General features: G+C 44.3%; 20 protein-coding genes. 15 read left to right on the top strand and 5 right to left on the bottom strand.

Going from position 1 to position 20,741, the window contains the following annotated elements; translation table 11 throughout:
- Positions 1-54 precede the first annotated feature (54 nt).
- On the bottom strand, positions 55-1,239 hold the full coding sequence (locus tag ACQ4XT_RS05490) for an MFS transporter (protein ID WP_446852786.1): 1,185 nt from the start codon (positions 1,237-1,239) through the stop codon (positions 55-57).
- 1,141 nt (positions 1,240-2,380) lie between these two features.
- Here ACQ4XT_RS05490 and noc point away from each other — a divergent pair.
- The 4 genes from noc to ACQ4XT_RS05510 all read left to right on the top strand — a co-directional run bounded on the left by noc (position 2,381) and on the right by ACQ4XT_RS05510 (position 5,779).
- Positions 2,381-3,247, top strand: coding sequence for a nucleoid occlusion protein (gene noc / locus ACQ4XT_RS05495; RefSeq protein WP_446852787.1), 867 nt, complete (start codon positions 2,381-2,383; stop codon positions 3,245-3,247).
- A gap of 116 nt (positions 3,248-3,363) precedes the next feature.
- On the top strand, positions 3,364-4,137 hold the full coding sequence (locus tag ACQ4XT_RS05500) for a ParA family protein (protein ID WP_446852788.1): 774 nt from the start codon (positions 3,364-3,366) through the stop codon (positions 4,135-4,137).
- Positions 4,118-4,966: a ParB/RepB/Spo0J family partition protein gene (locus ACQ4XT_RS05505; RefSeq protein ID WP_446852789.1), complete on the top strand. Its 849-nt coding sequence runs from the start codon at positions 4,118-4,120 to the stop codon at positions 4,964-4,966. The genes ACQ4XT_RS05500 and ACQ4XT_RS05505 overlap by 20 nt, the downstream gene beginning before the upstream one ends.
- Positions 4,967-5,074: 108 nt before the next feature.
- The gene (locus tag ACQ4XT_RS05510; RefSeq protein ID WP_446852790.1) at positions 5,075-5,779 is read left to right on the top strand and encodes a DUF554 domain-containing protein; all 705 of its coding nucleotides are present in this window, start codon (positions 5,075-5,077) and stop codon (positions 5,777-5,779) included.
- Between the two features lie 4 nt (positions 5,780-5,783).
- Here the strand turns inward: ACQ4XT_RS05510 and yyaC are convergent, their stop codons facing one another.
- Entirely contained in the window at positions 5,784-6,410 is a 627-nt protein-coding gene (gene yyaC, locus ACQ4XT_RS05515; protein WP_446852791.1) for a spore protease YyaC, read from the bottom strand.
- 89 nt (positions 6,411-6,499) lie between these two features.
- Here yyaC and ACQ4XT_RS05520 point away from each other — a divergent pair, with 89 nt between their 5' ends.
- The 7 genes from ACQ4XT_RS05520 (at position 6,500) to rpsR (ending at position 11,342) form a co-directional block, all read left to right on the top strand.
- On the top strand, positions 6,500-7,519 hold the full coding sequence (locus ACQ4XT_RS05520) for a YkvI family membrane protein (protein WP_226593446.1): 1,020 nt from the start codon (positions 6,500-6,502) through the stop codon (positions 7,517-7,519).
- A 52-nt stretch (positions 7,520-7,571) separates the two neighbouring features.
- On the top strand, positions 7,572-8,519 hold the full coding sequence (locus ACQ4XT_RS05525; protein WP_226593444.1) for a mechanosensitive ion channel family protein: 948 nt from the start codon (positions 7,572-7,574) through the stop codon (positions 8,517-8,519).
- The gene (locus ACQ4XT_RS05530) at positions 8,519-8,713 is read left to right on the top strand and encodes a DUF951 domain-containing protein (RefSeq protein ID WP_089650710.1); all 195 of its coding nucleotides are present in this window, start codon (positions 8,519-8,521) and stop codon (positions 8,711-8,713) included. Before ACQ4XT_RS05525 ends, ACQ4XT_RS05530 begins: the two co-directional genes overlap by 1 nt.
- 342 nt (positions 8,714-9,055) lie before the next feature.
- On the top strand, positions 9,056-10,153 hold the full coding sequence (ychF, locus tag ACQ4XT_RS05535; protein ID WP_446852792.1) for a redox-regulated ATPase YchF: 1,098 nt from the start codon (positions 9,056-9,058) through the stop codon (positions 10,151-10,153).
- A 139-nt stretch (positions 10,154-10,292) separates the two neighbouring features.
- Positions 10,293-10,586 carry a 30S ribosomal protein S6 gene (gene rpsF, locus ACQ4XT_RS05540; RefSeq protein WP_089650708.1) on the top strand — a complete coding sequence of 98 codons (294 nt, stop codon included), beginning with the start codon at positions 10,293-10,295 and terminating at the stop codon, positions 10,584-10,586.
- Between the two features lie 12 nt (positions 10,587-10,598).
- On the top strand, positions 10,599-11,093 hold the full coding sequence (gene ssb / locus ACQ4XT_RS05545) for a single-stranded DNA-binding protein (RefSeq protein WP_160916505.1): 495 nt from the start codon (positions 10,599-10,601) through the stop codon (positions 11,091-11,093).
- A 21-nt stretch (positions 11,094-11,114) separates the two neighbouring features.
- Positions 11,115-11,342, top strand: a complete 228-nt coding sequence (gene rpsR / locus ACQ4XT_RS05550) for a 30S ribosomal protein S18 (protein ID WP_115822996.1) — start codon at positions 11,115-11,117, stop codon at positions 11,340-11,342.
- Positions 11,343-11,629: 287 nt separating this feature from the next.
- Here the strand turns inward: rpsR and ACQ4XT_RS05555 are convergent, their stop codons facing one another.
- The gene (locus tag ACQ4XT_RS05555; protein ID WP_446852793.1) at positions 11,630-12,067 is read right to left on the bottom strand and encodes an Rrf2 family transcriptional regulator; all 438 of its coding nucleotides are present in this window, start codon (positions 12,065-12,067) and stop codon (positions 11,630-11,632) included.
- A 203-nt stretch (positions 12,068-12,270) separates the two neighbouring features.
- On the opposite strand from ACQ4XT_RS05555, the gene hmpA reads away from it, so the two are divergent.
- On the top strand, positions 12,271-13,470 hold the full coding sequence (gene hmpA, locus ACQ4XT_RS05560; RefSeq protein WP_446855592.1) for an NO-inducible flavohemoprotein: 1,200 nt from the start codon (positions 12,271-12,273) through the stop codon (positions 13,468-13,470).
- Between the two features lie 77 nt (positions 13,471-13,547).
- Here the strand turns inward: hmpA and ACQ4XT_RS05565 are convergent, their stop codons facing one another.
- Both ACQ4XT_RS05565 and ACQ4XT_RS05570 read right to left on the bottom strand, forming a co-directional pair.
- A complete protein-coding gene (locus ACQ4XT_RS05565; RefSeq protein WP_446852794.1) occupies positions 13,548-14,162 on the bottom strand; it encodes a YczE/YyaS/YitT family protein in 615 nt (204 codons plus the stop codon).
- A 135-nt stretch (positions 14,163-14,297) separates the two neighbouring features.
- Positions 14,298-15,971, bottom strand: coding sequence for a peptide ABC transporter substrate-binding protein (locus ACQ4XT_RS05570; protein ID WP_446855594.1), 1,674 nt, complete (start codon positions 15,969-15,971; stop codon positions 14,298-14,300).
- A gap of 271 nt (positions 15,972-16,242) precedes the next feature.
- Between ACQ4XT_RS05570 and ACQ4XT_RS05575 the strand changes: the two genes are divergently transcribed.
- The 3 genes from ACQ4XT_RS05575 to ACQ4XT_RS05585 all read left to right on the top strand — a co-directional run bounded on the left by ACQ4XT_RS05575 (position 16,243) and on the right by ACQ4XT_RS05585 (position 20,710).
- Complete coding sequence (locus ACQ4XT_RS05575) at positions 16,243-17,403, top strand: pyridoxal-phosphate-dependent aminotransferase family protein (protein ID WP_446852795.1); 1,161 nt, start codon at positions 16,243-16,245, stop codon at positions 17,401-17,403.
- Between the two features lie 2 nt (positions 17,404-17,405).
- On the top strand, positions 17,406-18,989 hold the full coding sequence (gene serA, locus ACQ4XT_RS05580; RefSeq protein WP_446852796.1) for a phosphoglycerate dehydrogenase: 1,584 nt from the start codon (positions 17,406-17,408) through the stop codon (positions 18,987-18,989).
- Positions 18,990-19,192: 203 nt separating this feature from the next.
- Positions 19,193-20,710: an AbgT family transporter gene (locus ACQ4XT_RS05585; RefSeq protein WP_446852797.1), complete on the top strand. Its 1,518-nt coding sequence runs from the start codon at positions 19,193-19,195 to the stop codon at positions 20,708-20,710.
- Positions 20,711-20,741 lie beyond the last annotated feature (31 nt).

The following is a 20,741-nucleotide window of genomic DNA, read 5'->3' on the forward strand; positions in this document are numbered from 1 at the left end:
TGTGAAACAAAGCCCGCCCGATAGTACCGGACGGGCTTCTTATTTTTTCAGAAGTTATGTCGAAGCTTGACGAACAGGAATCAATGTCCCTATTAATGCGATTCCAGCACAAACAAGGAACATAGGCATAAAACCGAAGGGCGCTATTCCACTTACGGTTGTAAAGATCACCAAGTCAAAGACAGAATCCAGAATGGAAAGCAAAGAAATGGTCGTTGCTCTAACATGTGAAGGAATAATATCGTTGGCCAGCTGGGAATAAACCGGGTAGCGAATGGCACTCACCAGTTTTAAAAGGATGAGGGCTGAAAGAACCGCCCAGAGCTGATTGTTTAGTAGAGCAGCCACTGATAGTGACAGAACGGCAAGGATCCCTGTGATGAACAGGAGATGTACTCGTGTCACCCGTTTTGTCATCCAGCCAATGGACCGTGCGGCAACAAAACCGATGAGAGCGGTTACCGCGTAGACTACCCCAATTCCATAGACCGGAAGTCCAGCATCTACCAACAGTTTTTGATCAAATTTCTCAAAAATAGCGACGGCTGGAATGAAAACAAGGGAGATGTTGATGAACATCCACAGTACCTGCGGCGTTTTGCGGATCGCCTGATATCCTTCTATCACTTGTTTAACCATTGGCGTCTTTACCCCACCCTGGTTCGGTGGATTCTTAATGAATAATAGAAAGACGAATTGAATCAACATGAAGAAAACACCAAGCATGAGTAGAAGTCGGAATTGGTTTTCTTGCAAATCCTTAGCTAAGAAAGCCCCGATGATCACCACGAATATGGAGACGATAAAACGTGCCGATCCGATCTCTCCCATTGCCCGGTCCATGAGATTTTGTTCGTCACTTTCTTTTAGTGATTCATAGATAAGCGCTTCGTCCGCCCCGCTGAAAAACGTAGCAGCGAATCCCGTCAGAAAACTGCTTGCGAAGAAAATCAATGGATCGAAAGCAATGATTAATAAAGCGTGGGCAAGGATGCTGAGAACGGAACCGATAAGAAAAGCTTGTTTAGCTCCAAACCGGTCGGCGATCACCCCTGTAGGAATTTCCCCAAACAGTACCCCTATACTGAAGAACGTCATGACGAGAAGGATCATTGTTTCGTCAAGGCCCCTGGCAAAATAAAATAGCGTAAGGACAGGCTGAATGAAGCGGAAATTCCCAAAGATTTCTGCCCAAAATAAAAGTCGAATGTTATAGGATGCTAACGAATTCTTTTTCAACATGTTTCCTCCTGCAAAATAAAATCCAATGCAAGCAGGAGATCAAGCATAGGTGGAAAATTAAGAATCTCTCCCCCCTGCTGATTGAGTGAAACCCTTTGTGGAATTTTTTTGCATATCGATATCCTCCTAAGAATTTAGTCCAATTTTATATATTATTCATCCTTCCCCTATATTCCTCCTTAAACTTTTCACACCATTGCTCCCTATTCTTCAAGAATCAGTTTCTAGACTTTTGTTGAGTGGATGGGGCTGCGGGGAATAGCTCGCTTTCCGCGGGGCCCCACACGAAGTGGGGTCGTTCGATGTTGGCACAGGACGTGCCGAACTTAATCGAACTTCCTCTATTCTTTTTAGTCTCCTCGGACTGCGTCCTGTGGGGTCTCACCCTGCACTTTTTTCCTTTTCGATATCCGGTTCCTGCACCTAGCGGCTAGTGAGACTTCCCTCGTTTCTGTACGATAAGTCAACATCGAATCACTTCGTTCTTCGTGTTTCCTTTATCTCCTCCAGCTCAGTCCAGTCCATACGCCGCTGGTCGAGGCGCATGCACACTTAAGTTAGGAGTCTCGCCATTCCCCTCCGCCCTTTTGTCATATAAGTATCTCGAAACACCTTCTGGAATAAGCTGCTTTTCTGCATATGGTAATTGGATGGGAATGAACTCCTAAGGACATTATTCGCATTGAGAAGCTTGGTTATAGAGCTTTTTTTGCAAATAACCCCAGGATAGTGAAGGTCACCTTTCCAACCACCCCTGACGCTTTATAAGGCAACGCACCCCCGGAAACATTCCGAAATCGCGTCTTCCTAAATACTGCCATATTGTATGAGAAGTTTTAGGGATTAGAAAATCTATCGACTTGTTTTGTCAGGAAAAGTCATGAAACAGAGTTAGTCAAAAGGCGGAAAACCACGTTTCTTATGAAGAAAATGTGAGTTTTCGACAAAGCTGACAATCAATTCTTCAATCTTGAAGATACTTTTCATAGATTAAATGTGATAAAATGAATAGAGAAATGAAAAACGGCATACGTACGCGCAGCAGCTGAGTAGCCTGCGGCGCTTTTTATGTTTCAAAATATAGGGTATATACAATAAAAACAGCGTATGCTCGATCGTATAAAGGTGGTGTCTGATCGTGTTACATCCTTTTGGTCGTTTGTTCGGGCTAGGGGACAAACCGGATTCGGATAATGACAACAATGAAGAAGAAGGCTACAACCCCGACGAGGTTGTACAAGTTCCAGTCGAACGCGTACAGCCCAACCGTTACCAACCTCGAGCGATTTTCAACAACGAGAAGATTAGCGAACTCGCCCAGACGATACATACGCATGGGATGATTCAGCCGATCGTTCTCCGTCGGTTAAACGAAGAAGAGTATGAATTGATCGCCGGTGAACGTAGGTGGCGTGCCGTCCAGTCTCTGGGCTGGGAAACGGTCCCTGCGATTATCCGCGAGATGAATGATTCACAAACGGCCTCTGTTGCTCTTATTGAAAACTTGCAGCGGGAAGAGCTGACTGTGATTGAAGAAGCAGTCGCCTATGCAAAGCTTTTGGAACTGCACCAGATTACGCAGGAAGCCCTGGCCCAACGGCTGGGAAAAAGTCAATCGACCATTGCCAATAAATTGCGTCTTTTAAAATTACCGGAGTCTGTCCAACAGGCCGTTATGGATAAGAAGATTACGGAACGGCATGCGCGGGCCTTAATTGCTTTAAAAGATGAGGAACAGCAGGAAAAGATACTGGCAGAAATCATTGAAAAGCAGTTGAATGTGAAGCAGACCGAAGAGCGGATTGCTAAAGTAAATGACCCGGCACCAAAGAAAAAGAAACCGAAGATGAAGGGCGTCAATAAGGACATGCGTATTGCGATGAATACCATTCGCCAGTCTTTGACAATGGTGACGGATACAGGGATCGATTTAGAAACGGACGAAGAAGACCACGATGAATATTACCAGATTACAATTAAGATCCCGAAAGGTAAGAAAAAATAGTAGCCTGAACGACCCATCTTGACATATGTGGAGATGGGGCTTTTTTTAAGTCATTTTACCTAATGCTTTCAATAAAATGGTAGAATGATAAAAAAGATAGTGAGGCAGGTGACATCATGGGGAAAGTGATTTCAATCGCCAATCAAAAAGGCGGGGTCGGAAAAACGACAACGGCCGTTAATTTAAGTGCATGCCTGGCACACTTGGATAACAAAGTCCTTTTGGTGGATATTGATCCTCAAGGCAATGCGACCAGTGGAATTGGTGTAGAAAAAGGAGATATGGATCGGTGTGTCTATGACGTACTTGTCGATGATATGAAAGCGGATGATGTCAAAACGAGTACGGTTGTAAATAATCTCGATACCATCCCGGCGACGATTCAATTAGCTGGAGCAGAAATAGAGTTGGTCCCGATTATTTCCCGGGAAGTAAAGTTGAAAAAAGCACTGGATGAAATCAAAAGCGAGTATGATTATGTTATTATCGACTGCCCCCCTTCTCTTGGACTTCTAACCCTGAATGCTTTAACCGCCTCTGATTCCGTGATCATCCCTGTACAATGTGAGTATTATGCCCTGGAAGGCTTAAGTCAGCTTTTGAATACGGTGCGTCTCGTACAAAAGCACATGAACCATGACTTGATGATTGAAGGTGTACTTATGACGATGCTGGATGCCCGTACGAATCTCGGTATCCAAGTCATTGAGGAAGTGAAAAAATACTTTCGGGATCGTGTTTATCAATCAATCATCCCTCGGAATGTCCGTCTCAGCGAAGCCCCCAGTCACGGCAGACCGGCGATTCTGTATGATGCCAAATCACGTGGCGCAGAAGTATATTTAGATTTAGCAAAGGAAGTGATTGTGAATGCCGAAAGGGTTAGGTAGCAAAGGCCACGAGGCTTTAGGCGCTTTTTTCAACAACCAGACATCAACAGAAGAAATACAACACATAGCGATAAAAGACTGTCGTCCGAACCCTTACCAACCTCGGAAACAATTTGAACAAGAAGCTTTGGAAGAATTGAGACAATCTATAGCAGAACACGGCATCCTGCAACCTTTAATTGTGAGGAAGAGCATCAAAGGTTATGAAATTGTTGTCGGGGAGCGTCGTTTTCGCGCAGCCCAAAAAGCCGGTCTCACTCATGTGCCTGCGATTGCCAGGGAAATGACAGATGAACAAATGATGGAAATCGCTTTACTAGAGAACTTACAGAGAGAAGACCTTTCCCCTATCGAAGAGGCAAAGTCTTATGAACAACTGATTGAAGATCTCGGTGTCACACAGGATGAGCTGTCCAAACGATTAGGAAAAAGCCGTTCCCATATTGCGAACCTTATCCGCCTCTTAGCTTTGCCTAAAGCGGTGACAGATAAAATCAATGAAGGTACCCTATCCATGGGACATGGACGTGCCTTATTAGGTGTGAAGGATCAAGATTTGCAATTGGAACTTCTGAAAAAAATTGAAGCAGAATCTCTGAACGTTCGTCAGGTGGAACGGTTGATTCAGGAGATGACGAATCGGCCTTCGAAAAAGAAAGACAAGAAACCTCGGGATATTTTTTTACAGGAACGTGAGAAGAATTTAAAAGAACGCTTGGGGACAGGCGTGAAGATCCATAAAGGAAAACGTAAAGGCAAAATTGAAATTGAGTTTACGAACAATGAAGATTTAGAACGGATTATCGATTTGTTTGCCGGGAAAGAGTGAAAGCTGGAGATTTGTGACATCTCTGGTTCTTTCTTTTTTTTATGAACCAATTCTTCTTTGTTCCCCTATGTGAATTCAAGAAAAAGAAAAGGTAATGGAGAGAATACGATGGTTTTATTTGGAGCGATAGTCAATGGTTTGTGTATATTCGTCGGTACATTGTTAGGGCTTTTTTTCACGAAGATTCCGGAGAGGTTTAAGGAAACGGTCATGAGCGGTGTGGGACTTGTCGTCCTTTTGATTGGCTTACAAATGGCGTTGGAAACGGAAAACATCGTCATTGTACTGCTCAGCTTGCTTTCGGGAGCCATCATCGGTGAGGCCATCCATTTAGAAGACAAGCTTGAATACATCGGGCGTTGGATTGAAAGAAAATTTACCAAACCCAACCAAACCTCAAGCGTTGCTCAAGGCTTTATTACTGCATCGCTTATTTTTGTTATTGGGGCTCTTGCCGTGATCGGTGCCCTGGACAGTGGGCTTCGTAATGATCATGAAGTGTTGATTACAAAAGCGATCATTGATGGTTTTGTTTCTCTGGTGCTCACCTCCACCCTTGGCATTGGTGTGATTTTTTCAATTATTCCTGTCGTTCTCTATGAAGGGTCTATTGCCCTTTTAGCGACACAAATCAATAACTGGATCCCCCAACATATGCTCGACCTATTTATTATTGAAATGACGGCCACAGGTGGTTTGATGATCGTAGCAATCGGGATGAACTTGTTGAAATTAACTAAAATTCGTGTCGCGAATTTACTCCCGGCTCTACTTACGGTCGGCATCATTTTAACTGTTTCACAGTGGTTTTAAACCATTACTGAATGCTTTTTTTGAACTTTGTAGAAGAGGTTGTAAAGGTGTGGAAAGGCTTCGTTTCCATATGAAGCTGTTTCCTTTTCGCTTCTGTTAATTGGATAGCTGCCGCTACTTTTGCTGCCATCTGCATCACGACGTGCAGTCTTGTATTCTGTAAAACCACATGCTCCATAAACCCACTGACATTGACCATTCCGCTAATGTGTAGTTGACCTACAGGCGGGAGGTCTTTTTTTAATGCCGATCCCGGGTTTAACGAACCTTTTCCAAGCACGACAGATCCGACTGAGGATGATTTTCCAAGGCATGCATCAATGGCAAGAATATAAGGGCTGGGATGGATTTTCCTGATTTCAGCTAATCGTTCTTTCAAATTCAACGCATGCAAAGGTTCCTCAAGTGTTCCATATATATGGAACGTCTCTAGTGCATGGTCGTGGAGCATCGAACCGACCAACGGACCGAAGGAATCTCCTGTTGATCTGTCGGTGCCGATACAGGCGATCACAATATCTTTGGAAGATGGAAGCCATTCTTGCAAGTAAGTGCTCAACAAATCGCTCATAGCTGGATCGTCGGTGTTCACGCGTTTTTCTTCTTTTGAAAACTTGTCCTTGAAATTCATAGCTTCTCCTCCAGACACATAGTAGTAACAGTATATAAGGTTGTCCGTGGTTCTATACGTGACAAATACATAGATGTGGAGGAACGGTCATGTTAAAAGCAGGGTTCAAGTGGATGTTCTTAATCATAGGGACTATGATTGGTGCCGGATATGCTTCTGGAAGAGAACTTTGGCAGTTTTTTGGACATGACAGCAGCTTGGCGATTCTTTTGTTTTCTCTCATGTTCATCATTTCTTGTAAAGCCATACTGGATATTAGCTACAAAAAACAGACCGGACACTATTTGCCTGTTCTCCGGGCAGTTGTCGGCAAACACTTGACCGGCGTATATGACTGGATGATCATCATTTACCTTTTTACAACGACTGTCATCATGCTCGCAGGAAGCGGTGCCACTTGGCAGGCATTCAACTTTTCCTATCGAATTGGCGTCCTCGCGATAGTCATTCCTCTGATTCTATTGTTCGTTTGGGACGTGAAAGGGATTGTTATCGTGAACAGCTTCGTTCTTCCGCTGCTCATATCAGGTCTTCTGTTCGTGTTGATTTTATTTATCAGGGATCAGCAGCTGTCTCTTTTTGGACATGTGCATGAGATGAGTAACTGGATGTCCGCCTTTCCATTTACAGCGTTGAACATTCTTCCTCTTATTGCTGTTCTCGGTGCCATTGGTAACCAGGTTAGAAACAAAGGAGAGATTTGGATTGCAAGTGTCGGCAGTGGGGTTATTCTTGGGGCAGTTTCTTACCTTTACAACAACAGCCTAATTCAAATATCTGAAGACATCATTTTGTATGAAATCCCCCTTTTCGCGATTTTAAAACATTACCCGTATGAAATGATGATTTTCATGTCGATCATGCTTTGGATCGCGATCTTTACAACGGCTGCCTCTGGGACGCTCGGACTTGTAACGAGATTCAGAGAATACGTGAGACAACCCCTTTGGATTCTGGCGATGGCTGTTATTGCTGTGATGCTTCCTTTTACATCATTCGGATTCTCAACACTCATTGAATATTTGTATCCGTTATACGGCATCCTTAACTTGTATGTTTTAGTTTCTCTTCTTTTATACCCGATTCTTTCCCGATTCAAAATTCGTTAGAAACCTGTTAAAATAGATGTCATATTCATAGACGGAAACAGGAGGGAAAGTGGTGGCCGAGCCTACAAATGTGGTAGAGGATGCGAAAACGGCGGTAGAGGATGCAAAAACGCAATGGGATGAAATTGTGGACTACGTAACGGGACCAGATCTTTGGATTACCGTAGCACTTGGTGCAATCCGTATTGCTCTCATTATATTGGTCTCCTTTTTAGTCATTCGAATCGGAAGGAGACTCATCACCCAGTTTTTTGCCAACAAAAGACGCGGCCCTTTTCGGATTACTGAACGAAGGGAAGCCACGCTCAATAAATTGGTTTTAAACACAATGTCTTATGTTGTGTACTTTATGGCCTTCATCATGATTCTTGAAACATTTAATTTTGAAGTCGGCGCTTTACTTGCCGGAGCTGGTGTGGCAGGGCTTGCCATCGGTTTCGGAGCGCAGAACCTTGTCCGTGATATCATTTCTGGTTTCTTCATTATCTTTGAAGATCAGTTTTCTGTCGGGGATTATATTCAGACTTCCGGTGTTGAAGGTTTTGTTGAGGAGGTCGGTCTCCGTACGACGAAAGTAAAGGCATGGACAGGGGAGGTTCATATCCTTCCTAATGGGAATGTCACACAGGTGACAAACTTTTCTATTCATAATAGTATTGCCGTTGTTGATGTGAGTATTGCTTATGAGGAAGACATCGAAGCGGCCGAAAAAGTTATTCAGGAATTACTGAAGGAAATGCCGGCACGTTACGAATCGATACTGAATGTCCCTGAACTCCTTGGCGTTCAAACATTAGGGGCATCGGATGTGGTCATGCGTATTATTTGTGAAGTGAATCCGATGGAGCACTGGGCTATGGCCCGGGTTCTCCGTAAAGAAGTGAAGAACAGACTCGACGCGGAAGGAATCGAGATTCCTTTCCCTCGTATGGTGATGTATTCACGTGATGAAGAGCCGAATGAGCCCGTCCATCACGAAGAAAAAGGAGGAGTTTCCTGATGGCTGATAAATCCTATGAGTTGAATGATATTGTTCAGATGAAAAAACCTCACCCTTGCGGAGAGAATCGCTGGAAAATCATCCGTATGGGTGCGGATATCCGAATTAAATGTGAGGGGTGCGGCCACAGCGTGCTCGTTCCTCGTAAAAAATTCGAAACGAAGATGAAAAAGGTTCTTGAAACAAGCGAATGACTCCATTCCCCTTCTGTTATTCAGAAGGGTTTTTTTCTGTGAAGTTACAGGAATAAATGAATAGTAAATATCGAACTATTGAAACTGTTGATGGTACGAAGTCCCCATCATCGTTTTTTCATACCTCACATTTATAAAAAAAGACGCAAATACAAATGAAAAGAATGTTCTTCCTCTCTTTTTCAATAAATATTGAATTTGTTACTGTAGAAAAAGGAGTTTTTTAGGAGATACGACCGAAGCTTTCCCGATTTTGCATAGGTTGTTATTTTCAAGTACAGAATCTATAATTAAGTGGACTAACATGCATGTATGTAAATCCTTAAGGAGTGAAAGTCTCATATGGCACTAACAGCAGGAATCGTAGGTTTACCGAACGTAGGGAAATCTACGTTATTTAACGCAATTACACAAGCAGGCGCCTTGTCTGCCAACTATCCGTTCGCCACAATTGATCCGAACGTAGGGATCGTGGAAGTTCCGGATAGTCGTCTGGAAAAGCTGACCGAGCTTGTGAACCCTAAGAAAACTGTACCGACAGCTTTTGAATTCACGGATATTGCAGGAATCGTCAAAGGCGCGAGTAAAGGGGAAGGACTAGGAAACCAGTTCTTGTCTCATATTCGCCAGGTGGATGCGATTTGTCACGTGGTACGGGCATTTGAAGATGAAAATATCACCCACGTATCCGGTCAGGTCGATCCAATTACGGATATTGAAACCATCAACCTTGAGCTGATTTTAGCAGACCTTGAAACCGTGTCGAAGCGCATGGATCGTGTCGCTAAAATGGCACGTCAAAAGGATAAAGAAGCGATGGCGGAGTATGCCGTACTTGAAAAGCTGAAAGACGCATTGGAGGAAGAAACCCCAGCCCGTGCCGTTGAATTCAGCAGCGACCAGGAGAAGATTGTCAAAGGCCTTCATCTATTGACTTCAAAGCCTATCCTCTATGTGGCAAATGTAAGTGAAGATGAAATCGGTGAAGCAGATAACGATCGAGTGAAGCAGATTCGCGAATTTGCAGCTAAAGAAAAAGCGGAAGTCATCGTGGTTTGTGCAAAAATCGAATCTGAAATCGCTGAGCTTGATAACGAAGAAAAAGAAGAGTTTCTTGAAGATCTAGGAATTGAAGAATCCGGTCTCGATCAACTGATCAAAGCCACTTACAACTTGCTTGGACTGGCTACGTATTTTACTGCCGGTGAGCAGGAAGTCCGTGCGTGGACATTTAAAGAAGGCATGACCGCTCCACAGGCAGCCGGTATCATTCACACAGACTTCGAACGCGGCTTCATCCGTGCAGAGACGGTATCTTATGAGGATCTCGTGGATGCAGGATCTATGGCTGTAGCCCGTGATCGTGGCCGTGTCCGTCTAGAAGGTAAAGAATATCTGGTGAAAGATGGCGACGTTATCCATTTCCGTTTCAACGTATAAGCGAGGATCCTTCCGTTAAAAAGGTTGTAAATCTTGGACAACTTTGATACAATACTAAATTGTGAGTAATTCAATGAAGATTACTCCTTGCTCCTTTGATAGAAAAGGAGCCGTCAAGTCCATAAGGAGGTGAAAACGGATGAGTAGAAAATACGAAATCATGTATATCATCCGCCCAGACATCGAGGAGGAAGCGAAAACATCTGTCAAAGATCGTTTCAGCAAAATCCTAACAGATAACGGAGCGGAGATTGAAGAAGTTAAAGAAGTTGGCAAGCGTCGTCTTGCTTACGAAATTAACGACTACCGTGATGGGATCTATGTAACAGTTGATTTCACAGGTACACGTGATGCAATCAACGAATTCGACCGTCAAGCGAAGTTCACGGATGATATTATCCGCCACATCGCTGTACGCGAAGATGACAAATAAGGAGTGGTTCTGATGTTAAATCGTGTCGTATTAGCCGGCAGATTGACGAAGGATCCTGATTTACGCTATACGCCAAACGGAGTAGCTGTCGCCAACTTTACAATTGCCGTGAACCGTCCTTTTTCCAACAACTCAGGAGATCGCGATGCCGATTTCATCAACTGTGTCGTTTGGAGAAGAGCGGCTGAGAACCTGGCTAACTTTATGAGTAAAGGTAGTCTTGTCGGTGTTGACGGACGTCTACAGTCCCGCAGCTTCGATAACCAAGAAGGTAAACGTGTATTTGTAACAGAAGTTGTTGCAGATAGCGTGCAGTTCCTAGAGTCCAAAGGTGCTTCCCAAGGGGGAGGAAACCGTGGAGGTTCAGGATTCCAGCCAAATCAGAATCAACAACCATCAGGAAACAACTTCGGTTCTAATAACAACAATAATAACCAACGAAATGACGACCCATTCGCAGATAATGGGGAGCCAATCGATATATCAGATGATGATTTACCATTCTAAATAGAAAGGAGTGAATGCTACATGGCACGTCGTGGACGCGGAAAACGTAAAAAGGTGTGTTTCTTCACCGCTAACGGAATTACACACATCGACTTTAAAGATGTGGATTTGCTAAAACGTTTCGTCTCTGACCGTGGAAAAATTCTTCCTCGTCGAGTAACTGGAACGTCTGCAAAATATCAGCGTAAATTGACGAAAGCGATCAAACGCGCTCGTACAATGGCCCTACTTCCTTACACTACTGAGTAAGAGTAGCGTCGCAAACCCCTTGAGGGCTCATTAGAGCCCTCAAGGGGTTTTTATATGCTTTTTTCTTAATTAAAGAATATGGCAGAGTTGTATAAGACTAAGTTTCGAGATGTTTATTGAGTAGATGGGGCGATGGAGCTGGACGAGTAGCTTCCCTGCCTTCCCTGACACTCAACCTGGGCAATGAAGCCCGAAACATATCGAAACTGAGTCTTCCACAATCAGGAGCTAATACGCAATAATAAAAACACGGCTGTATTTCCTTGCTGGAAGGAACAGCCGTGTTTTCATTTCAATCCCATTAATTCTCTCAGCTCTTGTTTGTTCGTCAACAAGTCTTCGAGTGTGTATTGATCCAGTACGGTTAGAAAGGCCCGTAAAGCTTCGTGAAGAACGCCTTTCAGTGTACATGCCGGGGTGATGACGCAATAGTTAGTGGCGCAGTCAAAACATTCAAGCAAATGAAAGTCGTCTTCCATGGCACGGACAACGTTTCCTATGTTGATCTCTGCTGGTTTTTTCGCCAGGCGAATGCCGCCAGACCGTCCCCGGTGTGTTTCAATCAGCTCTAGTTTATTCAACTCGTGAATGATTTTCCCTAAATGATTTTCGGAGATTCGAAAAACTTCGGAGATCTCCTTTTTATTTGCAAGTTCGCCATCTCGTTTCGATGCAGTAAAAATCAGGACTCTCAAAGCGTAGTCAGTGTATTTCTTGAGACGCATCTAGTTTAACCCTCATTCTCGTTTTTTTATTATCTTATCATAAACTACAGGGACTGTCTTAAATGGAGAAGGTTTTGTTTTCTGTCACAAAAGATGTATTTTTAATATTGCTATTGTAGTAAGAGACTCCCTATAATAAAGATGTATATAAAATACATCAATTAACAAAGGAGTTTTTAAGTATGTCTACAAAGGCGACTGAAATTCTCGATCAACAGACGATAAAGACGATTAAAGCAACCGTTCCTGTCTTAGCAGAACATGGAGAAGCGATTACGACTCACTTTTACAAGCGGATGTTTGAAGATCACCCTGAATTGAAGAATATCTTCAATCAGACACACCAGAGGGCGGGAGATCAGCCAAAAGCACTTGCGAATACAGTATACGCCGCTGCACAACACATTGATCAACTGGAAGTCATTGTACCGCGTGTTAAGCAAATTGCAGAAAAGCATCGTAGTTTAAATGTGAAACCTGAGCATTATCCGATTGTAGGAGAATACTTATTAAAAGCGATCAAAGAGGTCCTTGGGGATGCGGCTACGGATGACATTATTGAAGCTTGGGGAAAAGCTTACGGAGTCATTGCAGATGCCTTTATTGGGGTGGAGAATGCGTTGTACGAGGAAACAGAGCAGCAAAAAGGCGGCTGGACCGGGTACCGGTTATTTGATGTCGTCGATAAGGTGAAAGAGAGCGAAGAAATCACTTCTTTCTACTTGGAACCGAAGGACGGAAAAGCATTACCTGTGTACAAACCTGGACAGTATTTAACCATCAAGGCGGAAATCCCAGGGGAAACCTATACACACCTTAGACAGTACAGCCTTTCTGATGCCCCGGGAAAATCATATTACAGAATTAGTGTGAAAAAGGAAAAAGGGCTCTTGAATCACCCTGATGGGATGGTTTCTTCCTGGTTGCATGATCAAGTGAACCCTGGGGATTCGATCCCTGTCAGTGCCCCGGCAGGCGACTTTTATTTGGATAACCATACAGAGCGACCACTCGTTTTAATTAGTGGTGGTGTAGGCCTTACCCCTTTGATGAGCATGTGGAAATATGCGGAGAAGGCTCAGCCGGATCGCATGGTTCATTTCATCCACGCCGCCAGAAACGGGCGTGTGCATGCGTTCAAAGAGGAAATCGAAAATTCAAAACCGGGCACGGCTCATCTCGTTTATGAAAAGCCTGAGGAGAACGATGTGTTGAAAGGACTGCACAAATCAGAAGGCTATATTACGCTGGATTGGCTGAAAACGGTTGCTCCTGGAGATGCGGAATTTTACTTTTGTGGACCGGAAGGGTTCATGAAAGCTGTTTATGGCATGCTGAATCGTTGGGGCATTCCTGAAGATCGTATTCATTATGAATTTTTGGGCCCTCAGGGAGAGTTATAAAAAAAGAGGCGGAATCCGGTTATGATTCCGCCTCTTTTTTCGTTTGGATAAATCCCATGGCCTTGAGCCTTTGTTTTTTATGAACAGGAAGGAGCGACGGGGGTCAGGCGCTGATCGAATTTGTTGATTTGCGCCATGAACCCTTGAATGACTGGTCCACTGAACAGAGTGATCAGGACAGTGCCTATGCCGATTGCCCCGCTGAAGAGGAAGGCGAGCAGCACAAGGAGGATGCTGATGAGTGCCCTCGAGATGGAAACGTTCCAGCCGGTGAGTTTGCTGACAACGAGCATCATCCGGTCGAAAGGATTCGGGGCAAAATCTGCTTGAAGGTTAAGCGCGATTCCGAAGCCTGCGATACTCATCCCGGCAACAAGACAGACCATCTGCGTCCAGAATACATCCGGATGGATGGTATCACGGATCGTGAAGACCCAAAAATCGATGCCGATCCCAGTTAAAAGAGACGTTGCTAAAGCAAGGAGCTCTGGTCGTCTTTTTTCAGCAATGGCATTGAAAACGATCATGCTGAAACCGACGACAATCTCCCAACTTCCGATCGTCAAACCGAATGTCCGGTGCAGACCTACGAGAAGGGCATCGAATGGAGATGTACCCAGTGCAGACTGGATCGTCAAGGCGATGCCAAGCGTCATAATGATAATGCCTACCGAATAATACATCGTCCTCATATAAATGCGCTTCACGTCTATCCGCCCCTTTCTTTTTCATACCTTAAGAGACTATATCGCGAATAGATGGGAAATTTCAAGACTAAGAATGTAAAAAAACGGCAGGGAAAATTCCCTGCCGTTTCTTAAGCGCTTTTATTCTTCTACATAAGCCCATTTGAATTCAAATTCTGGACCTGTAGCTGTTGTGAAGACACCTTTGATTGAAGGACGGAAAAGTTGAGCTTTTGCATCCTGATAAATTGGTGCTACCGCTTGATCTTCTTCTAGAAGCAGTTTTTCAGCTTCCAAGAATGTTTCGAAACGTTTCTCAGGCTCTTGAGCATACTCGCCGTTTGCCTTTTCGATCAACGCGTCATATTCTTCACTGGAATAGCCCATGTTGTTGTTCTGACCATCTGTAAGATACATGTTCAAGTAAGTGTTCGGATCCACATAGTCTGGTCCCCATGTAGCAGCTTCCATCTCGAATTCGCCTTCGTTGTCACGACGAACACGTTCTTTGAATGGTACTTCCATCAATTTGATCGTTACACCTTCAAGGTTTTCTTCCAGTTGGTTCTTGTAGTAAGCAAGGACGTCTTTGGAAGTTCCTGTATCGTCACCAAGCAGTTCGATTTCAACAGAATCAGTATCTAGAGCTTCCAGGCCTTTCTGCCAATGTTCTTTTGCTTTTTCCACGTTATATTCTACCAACGGACCTTGAGCTTCACGGAAGTCTTGGTCACTGTTCGGCATAGAAACAAAGTTGGATGGTACATAGCCTTCTGCCGGCACAGAACCATCGTTCAAAATAACGTCTACGAGTGACTGACGGTCAATCGCATAAGAGATCGCTTTACGAATGTCTACATTCGCAAGAGCTTCATTATTTTCCTGGTTGAACTTAAAGAAATATAAGTATGGTTTTTCAGCAACATTGAAAGCGTCGCTCGTGCGGTACTGGTCGACGAATTCAGCGTTCAATTCAGTCTGATCAATTTCCCCAGTGTCATAAAGGTTGACTCCTGTAGAAACTTCTTTAATTACTTTCGCGTTGATTGTCTCTAGTTGAACGGTTTCTGCATCCCAATAAGTATCGTTCTTTTCAACGGTCCAGCCTTCGCCGTGATTCCACTCCGTCATTTGGAATGGTCCGTTAGAAATTGTGTATTCAGCTTCTGTAGCGAACTTGTCCCCCTGCTCTTCAACATACGCCTGGTTCAACGGCATGAACGTAATGAACACCGTCATGGACTTGAAGTATGGAACAGGCTTTTCAAGTTCTACGACAAGGGTCTTATCATCTTCTGCAGTAGCCCCCAGGTCTTCAAGTTCTGCTTCGCCATCACTGATCGCTTGGGCATTTTTAATGATGCCTCCAAGGAAGTAAGGGCCGTACTCAGAGCCAACCTCAGGGTCAACAGCTCTTCTCCATGCATATACGAAATCGTGTGCTGTGACAGGGTCACCGTTGGACCATTCTGCATCACGCAATTTAAATGTCCATGTTAGACCATCTTCACTCACTTCGGAGCTTTCTGCCATTCCATCTACAAGCTGGCTGTTCTCATCCAGGCGGTATAGCCCTTCATAAGTCTCTCCAGCCCATTGGAATCCGACAGAATCTGTAATAAGAGATGGATCCATGCTAGGGATCTCACTTTTCGCTGTTACGGTAATCTCTTGATTTCCGGAAGCTTCTCCCTCGTCTGACTGTTCAGTTGTTTCTTCAGAAGTTTCATCCGTGTTTTCTTCACCTGTGTCTGTTGATGTTTCGCTGTCTCCCCCACTACAAGCTGCAAGGAACAGTGCGAACATCAGTGTCATTAACACCAATAGATGCTTTCTCAAAGTAAATTCCCCCTATTTTTAATTTTCTAAAAATAATTACTTTTTGAATTATACAGATAAAAAAGAAAAAAATCAAAGTCCTTTATTCGATAAAAATAAGAAAAAAACGTCGATAAACGGAATTTTCTAATTTAATTGACAATGGTTCTTTCTTTGATAGGATTAGAGAATATCATTGCTTTTCTAAAGCATAAAAGGATCTATGGAGAAAAGTGAATCACTGAATATAGAGGAGGTTGAAGGAAGTATGAAACGTGAATGGGATTTGTTGCACACCCCCGGCCCCACTCCGATTCCACCGAGTGTCGAACGTAGCATGAATCAACCGATGATCGGCCACCGTGGTGGGAAGGCCAAAGAATTAATTAATGCTATTGCTCCGAAATTAAAGCCGGTGTTCGGTACATCGGGAGAGGTGCTTATCGTTACAGGGAGTGGAACGTCTTCTTTGGAGGCATCTGTTGTAAACACAACCAAGCCCGGAGATAAAGTGATCGTCGTGGTCGCCGGGGCATTTGGAGATCGTTTTGCACAAATCTGTGAGACATATGAATTAGATGTGGTACGCATAGAGGTGCCGTGGGGAAAAGCTGTCGAGGTCTCCCAAGTGGAAGAAACGCTTCATAAACACCCGGATACGAAAGCTGTATTCCTTACACACTGTGAAACATCGACAGGCGTTATGCATCCCGTTGAAAAGGTCGCTGAGAGTGTAAAGAACATGAGTTCAGCTCTTGTCATCGTTGATGGGGTTTCTTCTATTGGAGGCGCCGAAGTGAAGATGGATCGGTCTGGAATCGATATCTTAGTTTCGGGTTCGCAAAAAGCGATGATGCTTCCTGCGGGTCTTGCGTTTTTGGCTGTCGGACCGCAAGCCTGGTCAGTCATTGAAGAAAATCCGCGCCCTCGTTTTTACTTGGATTTACGAAAATACCGTCAACAACTTGAGGGGGGCCAAACCCCGTTCACACCTGCTCTTTCCCTTTTATTCGGTCTTCAACAGGTCCTGGAAATGTTGGAAGAGGAAGGCTTAGATCGGGTTTTTGAACGGCATCAAACGATGAAGGAAATGACACGGGAGGCTTGCCGTGCCTTGAATCTCCCTCTACTGGTCTCTGATGAAGATGCTTCATCGACAGTAACGTCGATCCGCCCGGAAACTATTGAAGCTGAACAATTGAGAAAAGTGGCGAATGAAGAGTTCGGCCTTATTTTAGCAGGCGGACAGAAGCATATGAAGGGCGAAATTTTTAGAATTGGACACATGGGATACTCCCGTCCTGCCAATGTTCTTCAATATATAGGAATTCTTGAGATTGTCTTAAAACGTTTAGGTCATGAATTCGAGCCAGGTGCGGGTGTGGCAGCTGCACAAGCCGCTTATTTGGAACGTACAAGGGAGGAATAGAAATGCATCGTGTATTGATTAGTGATCCATTGAGTGAAGATGGAATCAGACCTCTATTGGAGGCGGAAGATATCGAAACTGTCATGAATTCAAACCTATCTCATGAACAGTTGTTGGAAGAAATCGGATCGGCAGAAGCGCTCATCGTAAGAAGCCAGACACAAGTGACACGAGAAGTCATTGAACACGCTCCTCATTTGAAAATCATAGGTCGTGCGGGAGTGGGAGTCGACAACATTGATCTTGATGCGGCTACGGAAAACGGCATCATCGTCGTGAATGCTCCAGATGGGAATACGATCTCGACAGCCGAACACACAATGGCGATGCTTATGTCGTTAGCTCGGAACATTCCGCAAGCCTATCATCAGCTTCAACAAAAGCGTTGGGAACGTAAAAAGTTCGTCGGCGTTGAGTTGAAAGATAAAGTGCTTGGAATTGTCGGATTCGGGCGGATTGGTCGCGAAGTCGCCCAACGTGCTAAAGGTCATCGCATGAAAGTGATCGCCTTCGATCCATTCTTGAATGATGAAAAAGCGGAAAAAGCCGGTGTCACTCATGGAACTTTAGAGGAAGTTCTCAAGCAGGCCGACTTCCTGACTGTACACACGCCTCTCATCGAAAAGACGAAGCATCTAATCAATGAAGAGGCCATTGCCATGATGAAGACGGGAGCACGTATATTGAATTGTGCCCGTGGAGGGATTGTAGAAGAAAATGCCCTTTATGAAGCGATTCAATCTGGAAAGATCGCTGGTGCTGCGCTTGATGTTTTCGAAGAGGAGCCTGCGACGGAGCATCCGTTGTTATCCTTGCCGGAAGTGGTTGCGACTCCTCACCTTGGTGCCAGTACAATTGAAGCTCAGGAAAATGTTGCGACAGACGTCAGCTTTGATGTGTTGGAACTGTTACGCGGAGGAACAGTAAAAAACCCGGTCAACCTGCCTTCTGTGTCCTCAGAAATGATGGAGAAGCTCTCTCCATACTTTAAGCTCTCTGAACGTTTGGGCGCTTTTCTATCAAAAGTGGTAGACGGTACGCTAGAACGTGTGAATGTTTACTATAGTGGCGATTTGCTTGAAGTTGATACCATGCCACTTACACGGATCGCTGTGAAAGGAATCTTGAAACGTCATATCGGTGAACGTGTGAATGATGTCAATGCGTTCAAGACAGCGTCTGACAAAGGGATTACAGTGAATGAGCAGAAGTCGACCCAAACGAAAGGATTCACAAACTTGATTACCGTGGAAATCGAGACCGATCAAGAAAAGCGCAGCGTGTCCGGGACGTTGTTGAATGGTTTGGGCGCACGTATTGTGCAGTTTGATCAATATTCCATCGACGTTGTTCCAGAAGGCCATCTCGTTGTTATTCGTCACACCGACCAGCCAGGGGCGATCGGCCGTGTGGGAAGTTTACTTGCAGAACATGAAATTAACATCGCAACCATGCAGGTTGGACGTACGAACGAAGGTGGAGAAGCCGTCATGGTGCTGACTGTAGACAAACCGGTGGCCGGGGACTGTAACGAACAGCTTGCTCAAATTGCAGATATTAAGCAAGTGCAGTGTTTGACCATTTAAATGTCGGGCAGTAAATTCAGAGATAAGTAAATTTGCTTCATAATATATAAAAGACAAACCTGCCGGGGTTTGTCTTTTTATTATGGAAAAAACAATGACAGTTTATAGTTTTGTAAAAGCTGGAACAAAAGCTTTGACTTTGAGAATTTCTCTTGTTAAATTTAATTCCGACTTAATTTATCGACTTTGTAGGGAGGGGTATAATGAAGAAAGATAGAGCAGAGGTCTCATCTGGACGCAGATTTTTATTTCGTATTTTAGATGGCATCGAATGGCTGGGGAATAAGCTCCCATCACCATTACTGCTTTTTGCTATATTAGCATTTATCGTAGTTATTATTTCTGGAATCTTTGCCGGGGTATCTGTCACGAATCCGACGACAGGAGAAGCCGTAGAGGTGAAAAACCTTTTCAGTCTGAGTGGACTGGATTATATATTTAATAGTGCGGTTGATAACTTTATCGGCTTTCCACCGCTAGGAGCTGTGCTTGTGACCATGCTCGGTATCGGCCTTGCTGAGCAGACAGGTTTAATTAACGCTTCGTTGAAGGGAATTGTGTTTTCATTTCCTCAGAAATTATTGACGGCCGCTTTAGTTTTTGCAGGAGTCATGTCCAGTGTGGCGGTCAACGCAGGCTACGTGGTACTTCCACCACTTGGAGCTGTCCTTTTCTTAGGACTAGGGCGACACCCACTTGCTGGACTTGCTGCGGCCTTTGCGGGTGTATCCGGTGGATTTGGAGCCAATTTAGCACTCACAAGTACTGATGCTATTCTTCAGGAGTTGACTGCTGAAGCGACTCGTACGATCGATCCTGCTTATGCAGAAACGATTACAGTCACGATGAACTACTTCTTTGCAGCCGTCTCTGTTGTTCTGATCACGTTTATTGGTACACTCGTAACTGAAAAAATCGTAGAACCCAGACTGGGTAAGTATGAAGGTGAAGCAGAAGGAGAAATTGATGAACTGACCTCTCTTGAGAAAAAGGGGATGCGTTTGGCTGGGATCGGTTTTCTGATTACGTTCGCTGTTATGGCTTACTTGTCTTTCGGTCCGTTGCGTGGAGAGGGATCCTATATTGAATCCCCGTTTTTCAGCGCATTGGTATTCGTGATTTTCCTATTATTCCTGGTCCCAGGCTTGATTTATGGAATCGTTACAAAAGAGATTTCCAATGATAAGGACCTTACCAAACTACTTGGGAAAACCATGGCAAGCATGAGTGGATACATTGCTCTTGCCTTTACGGCAGGTCAGTTTATCGCGTATTTCCGTGAAACGAATTTAGGCACGGTCATCGCTTTTCGCGGGGCAGACTTTTTGAACTCTACAGGGTTTGATGGGATTGGCCTCATCTTAACGTTCATTGGACTGACGATGGTCGTCAATTTCTTTATTGGAAGTTCTTCAGCCAAATGGACGATTTTGGCTCCGGTATTTGTTCCTATCATGATGAACCTCGGTTATTCCCCGGAGTTTACGACATTGCTTTATAGAATCGCAGACTCTGTAACGAACATGATTACACCACTGCTTCTATACTTCCCGGTGATTATCGCGTTCGCTCAGCGCTACGATAAGAAGCTTGGAATTGGAACACTCATTTCTATGATGATTCCTTATTCCGTTGCCTTCTTGCTTGGCTGGTTGCTGCTGTTGCTCGTTTGGGTGCTACTAGGAATTCCTGTAGGGCCTGGTGCGCCTGTTCAATACTAATCAGAAAGCTCAACGTCGGTGTGACGTTGAG

This window comes from Halobacillus sp. 12SKB, from assembly GCF_052941655.1.

Excerpts from the sequence above, each read along its gene's own strand:
- ACQ4XT_RS05500 (WP_446852788.1), top strand. The coding sequence starts at position 3,364 with ATGGGGAAAGTGATTTCAATCGCCAATCAAAAAGGCGGGGTCGGAAAA.
- ACQ4XT_RS05505 (WP_446852789.1), top strand. The coding sequence starts at position 4,118 with ATGCCGAAAGGGTTAGGTAGCAAAGGCCACGAGGCTTTAGGCGCTTTT.
- ACQ4XT_RS05510 (WP_446852790.1), top strand. The coding sequence starts at position 5,075 with ATGGTTTTATTTGGAGCGATAGTCAATGGTTTGTGTATATTCGTCGGT.
- yyaC (WP_446852791.1), bottom strand. The coding sequence starts at position 6,410 with ATGAATTTCAAGGACAAGTTTTCAAAAGAAGAAAAACGCGTGAACACC.
- ACQ4XT_RS05520 (WP_226593446.1), top strand. The coding sequence starts at position 6,500 with ATGTTAAAAGCAGGGTTCAAGTGGATGTTCTTAATCATAGGGACTATG.
- ACQ4XT_RS05530 (WP_089650710.1), top strand. The coding sequence starts at position 8,519 with ATGGCTGATAAATCCTATGAGTTGAATGATATTGTTCAGATGAAAAAA.
- ychF (WP_446852792.1), top strand. The coding sequence starts at position 9,056 with ATGGCACTAACAGCAGGAATCGTAGGTTTACCGAACGTAGGGAAATCT.
- rpsF (WP_089650708.1), top strand. The coding sequence starts at position 10,293 with ATGAGTAGAAAATACGAAATCATGTATATCATCCGCCCAGACATCGAG.
- ssb (WP_160916505.1), top strand. The coding sequence starts at position 10,599 with ATGTTAAATCGTGTCGTATTAGCCGGCAGATTGACGAAGGATCCTGAT.
- rpsR (WP_115822996.1), top strand. The coding sequence starts at position 11,115 with ATGGCACGTCGTGGACGCGGAAAACGTAAAAAGGTGTGTTTCTTCACC.
- ACQ4XT_RS05555 (WP_446852793.1), bottom strand. The coding sequence starts at position 12,067 with ATGCGTCTCAAGAAATACACTGACTACGCTTTGAGAGTCCTGATTTTT.
- ACQ4XT_RS05565 (WP_446852794.1), bottom strand. The coding sequence starts at position 14,162 with ATGAGGACGATGTATTATTCGGTAGGCATTATCATTATGACGCTTGGC.
- ACQ4XT_RS05570 (WP_446855594.1), bottom strand. The coding sequence starts at position 15,971 with ATGACACTGATGTTCGCACTGTTCCTTGCAGCTTGTAGTGGGGGAGAC.
- ACQ4XT_RS05575 (WP_446852795.1), top strand. The coding sequence starts at position 16,243 with ATGAAACGTGAATGGGATTTGTTGCACACCCCCGGCCCCACTCCGATT.
- serA (WP_446852796.1), top strand. The coding sequence starts at position 17,406 with ATGCATCGTGTATTGATTAGTGATCCATTGAGTGAAGATGGAATCAGA.
- ACQ4XT_RS05585 (WP_446852797.1), top strand. The coding sequence starts at position 19,193 with ATGAAGAAAGATAGAGCAGAGGTCTCATCTGGACGCAGATTTTTATTT.